This window comes from Sphingobium sp. (genome assembly GCF_035511395.1).
Classification (GTDB): domain Bacteria; phylum Pseudomonadota; class Alphaproteobacteria; order Sphingomonadales; family Sphingomonadaceae; genus Sphingobium.
The window spans coordinates 1-5,966 of the sequence record NZ_DATKFP010000104.1 but is presented as its reverse complement, the minus strand read 5'-3'; the positions used below and the strand labels follow the sequence as shown (position 1 = coordinate 5,966).

The 5,966-nt window shown below is 60.9% G+C and carries 4 protein-coding genes; 2 read left to right on the top strand and 2 right to left on the bottom strand.

The window, feature by feature from the left end:
- Both VMR39_RS06855 and VMR39_RS06850 read left to right on the top strand, forming a co-directional pair.
- Positions 1-1,536, top strand: a 1,536-nt coding sequence (locus VMR39_RS06855) for a PQQ-binding-like beta-propeller repeat protein (protein ID WP_325415242.1), incomplete at its 5' end; no start/stop codon positions are given.
- A gap of 38 nt (positions 1,537-1,574) precedes the next feature.
- The gene (locus tag VMR39_RS06850; RefSeq protein ID WP_325415241.1) at positions 1,575-1,946 is read left to right on the top strand and encodes a cupin domain-containing protein; all 372 of its coding nucleotides are present in this window, start codon (positions 1,575-1,577) and stop codon (positions 1,944-1,946) included.
- 93 nt (positions 1,947-2,039) lie between these two features.
- On the opposite strand, the gene VMR39_RS06845 is transcribed toward VMR39_RS06850, so the two are convergent.
- Positions 2,040-3,653, bottom strand: a complete 1,614-nt coding sequence (locus VMR39_RS06845; RefSeq protein ID WP_325415240.1) for a carboxylesterase/lipase family protein — start codon at positions 3,651-3,653, stop codon at positions 2,040-2,042.
- Positions 3,654-3,775: 122 nt separating this feature from the next.
- On the bottom strand, positions 3,776-5,966 hold a 2,191-nt coding region (locus tag VMR39_RS06840; RefSeq protein ID WP_325415239.1), incomplete at its 5' end, for a TonB-dependent receptor domain-containing protein.

Sequence of the window (5,966 nt, the reverse complement as noted above, 5' to 3'; positions counted from 1 at the left end):
ACACGCACTGCGCCGACTCGCGATGATCCCAAGGCTTATGCAAGCTGGGAAAAGCATGACACCATAAGGCCTGCCGGCGCTGCTCCGTGGAATTCGATCACCTATGATCCTGAATTGAAGCTTGTCTATTTCGGCACCGGCCAGCCGACGCCATGGACATCCGCCATTCGTGGAAAGGGGGATGCGCTCTATTCCGACAGCGCCCTGGCGCTGGATGCCAATACCGGCAAGATCCGCTGGTATTTCCAGATGGCGCCGGGCGACAATTGGGACCGGGCCGTATTCGAACCGATGCTCGTCGATCTGCCTTTCAAGGGAAAAGTCCGCAAAACCGCAATCCTGACGAGCAAGGTCGGATGGGGCGTGGTGGTGGATCGGGCCACTGGCGAGTATCTGTCCTCTTTCAAGACCGCATATGACAATATGATCCTGGGCTGGACCGACAAGGGGAAGGCCATCGTCAATCCGGCTACCGTCCCGTCGCCGGAAGATGTCGGGTCCGGCAAGGTGTTTGAGGTTTGCCCGCATTTCCATGGAGCGCGGAACCTTCAGGCGGGTAGCTTCAGCAAGAAGACGGGCTATTATTATCTGGGCGTCAACAATAGTTGCATGGACGCGCGCGTGGTGCCCATCGACCTGCGCAACATGGAGCCGGGGATGATGGGTCGGCCCGGTCGGGACAAGCGGGCGCTGACGGGTGTGATCGGTACGCCCAAGCTTGTGCCCGGAATGGACTATGTCGGCGAATTCGTGGCCTTCGATCCTGTGACGGGAAAACGCGCCTGGGCATATCGTGTCCCGGGCGGTGCAGCGATGACCGCCCCGGCTCTCGCGACCGAAGGGGACATCGTGTTCGGCGGGTCCGTAGATCGCCGTTTCTTCGCGCTGAACGCAAAAGACGGAACGCTGTTATGGCAGACCCGGCTCAGCGGCGACGTATCCGGCTCCCCGATCACCTTCGAGGTGGGAGGGCGACAGTTCGTCGCGGTGGCGGCCGGTGGCAAGCCAAGCGTCTCGACCTCTTTCGGCCCTCTGACCAATGTGGACCTGAGCAATGGCAGCGGGACGATCACGGTGTTCGCTCTTCCCGATCCCAGGGACAGCGCTTCCCGCCCGCCCGCTGCCAAGGTCATCAAGCAATCGTCGGACGGCACCAGGAACGCCATCGTCCCCGCAGCCGATGCGCCCCAGGCAGCGACGACGACCACTCCGATGAAATCTGTAGGAGGACCGGCACTCTATACTGCTGCGCAAGCGGCTGCAGGCGCCAGATTGTTCGCAACCTCATGCGCCAGCTGCCACTCCAGGGAAGATCATAGCGGGGCGAATTTTCGCGCGAAATGGGCCGGGGGACCGATATCGCCTCTCTACGACCTGGTATCGACCACCATGCCGCTCGATGCGCCAGGTAGCCTTGCCAAGGGCGACTATGCAGCAATCCTTGCCTTCATGATGAGCGAAAGCGGATATCCGGCAGGGAACACGCCGCTTCCGTCAGGCGCGGATACGCTTGCCAATGTAAAGCTGATGAAATGAACTCGGCCCGGCTTGTCCGACGGTCCATTGGATCGATCATGCTATGTCTGACGGTGGCCATGTCAAACGGCGTAACGGCCGCCGCCCCGCCCGAGGTCGAACGCACTCCTCTTAACCGTATTGACGTCAATCCGTCGCGCCCGACAGAGGTTGTGGTGTCACGGCTGGTGGTGCAACCGGGCGGGATGGTACCGCCGCACACCCATCCCGGCGTTGAAACCGCCTATGTCATCGCCGGTTCTCGCACCGAAATATGGAAGCAGGGTGAGCGCGACCTTCAGCCTGGAGAGATGTTGACCTTTCCCGAGGGGCAGGTGCATGGCTTGAAGGTCGTAGGAAAAAAGCCACTGATCCTTCTTACGATCCATATCGTCGTGAAGGACGAGCCGATGGTGAGGCCAGCACCCTGAACCCTACTCCCGAACCTATCCGATCGACAGAACAGATTCCGCTCTACCGCCTTTCCCGGATTCGCCGAGGAGTTCGTCTGCCTAAAGAAGGCTTCAGGCGCGCGTGTAGTTGAGGGGCATATTATATTCGTACATCGGCAGCCGATCGAGGCTGGCTCGAGCGTCGCTTCCCGGAAGGACGCCCATGCCGCCATGGATGTCGAGCATCATGCCAAAGTTGCTGCCTTCCGTATGACGCGCCCAAGAGGGCAGGAACCGGCTTTCCGGGGTGCCGTGCCATGCAAAGTGCGACCAGCTTTCTATCATGATGCTGGTCATTCGCGGAATATCGGCTGAACGGCCGACCATGTCGGCGGCGGCTTCGGTCGTGCCGAAGATGAACGGCACTTCGCTTTCGTGCGGACTTCGCAGGATGCCGCCCATCACCGGCGTTTGCCGGGTGAAGAGATAGGTATAGACCGGGGCGTGGGACGCCTGAAGATCAGCCATCCGGCGCGTATTGCGGATATAGCAATAGTCAGTTGTGACGTCGGCCAGCAGATCGCCGGGCCGATCGCGAGGAAAGGCCTGCTCATAGCTCCGCAGTATGTCGTCCGTTGATGACGGATCAAGCCGCAGGAAGCGTTGGAGGCGCCGACTGACCTCCGCACGATCCAGATCGAAATTGTCGATCGACGCAGCCGCCAGGGAAATGCGCGTTTCCGAGGCGACATTGCCGATCAGGAGCGGAATGCCCTTTGCCATGGCCGGGGCCGTCGGATCGAAGGGGTGGGTCGCGAATGTCCGCCCATCGACGATCGGACGATGGCGCCCGGTCGAGGCCGCGATCAGCTGTTGCAGCGGCAAAGTTTGCAATGCGTCTCCGGTGAGCTTTGGAAGAGCCAGCCGTGTCCTCACCTGCTCTGCCAGCATGTCGGCTTCCTGCGCGCCGGTAATGCGCAGGCATCCGCTACAGCTTTGTGCGATCGCCTTCTGGAACAAACCCTTCGCGGCCGGCGCCCCGAGGAGAGCGGACACCTTCGATCCGCCACCGGATTGTCCGAAGATGGTGACGTTATCCGGGTCGCCGCCAAAAGCGACGGCATTTGCCTTAACCCATTTGAGTGCCGCGATCATATCCAGCACGCCGAGATTGCCGGAATCGGCAAAGCGCGGATCGCCATCATCGATCTTGAGGAATCCCAACAGATCCAGTCGATGATTGATGGTGACGAGCACGACGTCGCCGGATCGCGCCAGTTCGGTGCCGTAGAGGCCGGGCGCGGAGGCCGCCCCCACCCGCCAGGCGCCACCGTGCAGCCAGACCATGATCGGTCGCCGCTTTGCCGAAGAGCGCGAAGGCGCGAATATGTTCAGCGTCAGGCATTCTTCGCTGACCTGCTCTATCGCCGCCAGCGCCCGCCGTTCGGGGAAATCGACTGCAGGCTGTGGCGCCGAATTGCCAAAGGCTGTGGCCTCGCGAACGCCCTTCCATGGTTCGACGGGTTGAGGGGGACAGAAGCGGTTCGGGCCAGCCGTCGATGCCGCATAGGGAACGCCCGCAAATATGCGCACGCCACGATCCATGTGTCCCGAAATCCTGCCATATATCGTCTCCACCACCGGCCGGGCGCCGCGAGCCCAGCCAGCGGTCGATATGGTACCGACGGCGGCAAGGCCCAGAAGCGTCGTGCGTCGGGTCAGACCCGGATCATCTTTTCCTGCCATCGTCATACGCGCCTTTCTGATGATCCTGTGGATGCGCAGGGCAAGTCGGGCGACTCACCCTTTCACTTAGCAAGAATATCTCGTGCGGCATCGCAGGGATGCCGCGCGAGACGGAGGTGCCGCTAAAAGCCGACGCGCACGCCCACATGGAAGTAGCGACCAAGCGCGCTATAGTAGGAAGGGCGCGCTGAACCGGAGAAGAAGCCCGGCGAGTTCAACTGCCCCGGTATTCTGGGCGGTGCCTTGTTCGTCAGATTTTCGACGGTGAGATAAGTCTCGAAATTGAAACCGTCGACCTGCCGTTTGAAGTTCATGGCGAAGTCGAAGATATTCCAGGCAGCGACGCGGTTGGCGTCGATCGTCTGATTGGCAGCGGTTGAAACCGGGCAGGAGCTGCTACAGGTAATGAAGCCATTGTTGATCTTGCCAGGTGATACGCCTCGCCAGGTAAGGCTGGTCGTGACGGGATCGACATTCAGCGTCAGGATCGCGTTATAGCGCCACTTCGGCGCCGTGAGTGCACCGGTTGCGTTCACGCCAAGCCCCGCGGCATTGGCGCCCGCGCCCTCCAGCGTTCCCGTTACATTGGTATTCCTGATCGAAATCGTGTGGGTGGCAAGCGCCCGCAGGCTCAATGTGCCAGTCCAGCTATCGCTCAGATTTTCCAGTGGCAGGCTGTAGCTGCCTTCGAAGTCTATGCCCTTCGTGACCAGCGCCGCAATGTTCACCGGAGAAACCTGAACCCCCGTGATCGGGCCGACAGCCTGTCCAGGCGTGGGTGCACCACGCGTGATGAACTGGCAGAATTCGGGCTGGCTGTTATCCGCGCAACCGGCCACGACCTGCGTATTGGAGAGCGACGAAATCGCACCATTCACCTTGATGTGATAGAAGTCGGCGGACATCGTCAGTCGGGGAATGAAGGCAGGTGAAAAGACCGCGCCGATGCCGAGCGTGTCCGCCTTTTCAGGGCGCAGATCGGGATTGCCCGTTGTTGTTGTGAGCACGGAAGCGAGTTCGCCCCTCAGGGGATCGAACACCGGTCCGGCGATGGTGCGTCCGGCGGTGCTGATTTCGCTAAGCGCAGGTGCGCGGATGTCGCGCGAACGGGTTGCCCGGAAGCGGAGTGAGGAGAATGGTTCGTAGGTCAGGCCGACTTTCCAGGTCGTGACATATCCCGCCAGTGAATAGTCGGTGGCACGTACCCCGCCATTGAGGTCCAGCGATTTTGCCCAGCCATAATCCTTCGCCAGGGGAATGACCGTTTCGAAAAAGGCCTCTTTGACGCTCTGGCTGACATCGATAGGGGCGAAATTGCCGAAGAAGAAGGCTCGCTGCTGGTCGAGCGTGGTCGACGTGCCCTTGTCCGAATCCTTGCGCCAATCGATGCCGGTCGTGACCGACACCGGCCCAGCCCATGTCGAGAACGGCTCCCCGCCGATCACCGCTTCTGCCGACGACTGCTTGACATATTCAAGGCCATAGGATGTGCCCGTGATGAAATCGATCGATGCCGCCGAAGCGACGCCTGTTCCAAAGGCATTATAGGGAACGCAGCCGTTCGAACGGTCGCGGCAGACAATCTGCCCCGTCGCCGGATCGACGACAGCGTCGAGCGCCTGCCGCAGATAGGGGCGGATGATGTCGTTGAAGACGCGGTTCTGAACCTTGGTCTGGCTATGCTGGAAATGGACGTTCCACGTCCAGGACGTTCCAAAGGCCGACAATTTACCATCTGCCCCCGCATTGTAACGGGTGAAGGTGCGGACCGTCGCTGGCTGTGAATTGCCGACATCGCCATGGGTTGTACCGAATGCAAAGCTGGTTACGCCCGCCGCCGCCGCTTGCGCCCGCACGGATGCCGGCAGCAGCGGGTTCAAGGCGGACACTGTCAGGTCGGCCCGATTGAACATGTTTGAACCATTCGTATTGTAGGAATTGGTGCGGCTGAACTGGGCACCCGCGTAGACCGTGATATTGTCGGTCAGGTCGTAACTAAGCCGACCAAAGGCGCGCCAGGACGTTTGTCGAATGTCGAGATTGGTGACATTGTCGATGCGGGTATAGTCCCAGTCGCCGCCGATCATCTGCCCGCCTGGGACGAGTACGCCATATTGCAGCGCGCGGGGAACTCCGCCCGGACCAAATGTCGTCCCGCGCAACGGTCCACTGGTAATCAGTCCGCCCGGGGCGGCATCAGCCAGACCGACCGAATCGCGAACCAGCAAAGCCGGTACTGAGGTGCTCTGTCCTGCCCCGGTACCATATGCGGGGTTGCTTACGATCTGGCTCCCATATTGCTCCCAGGGCCGG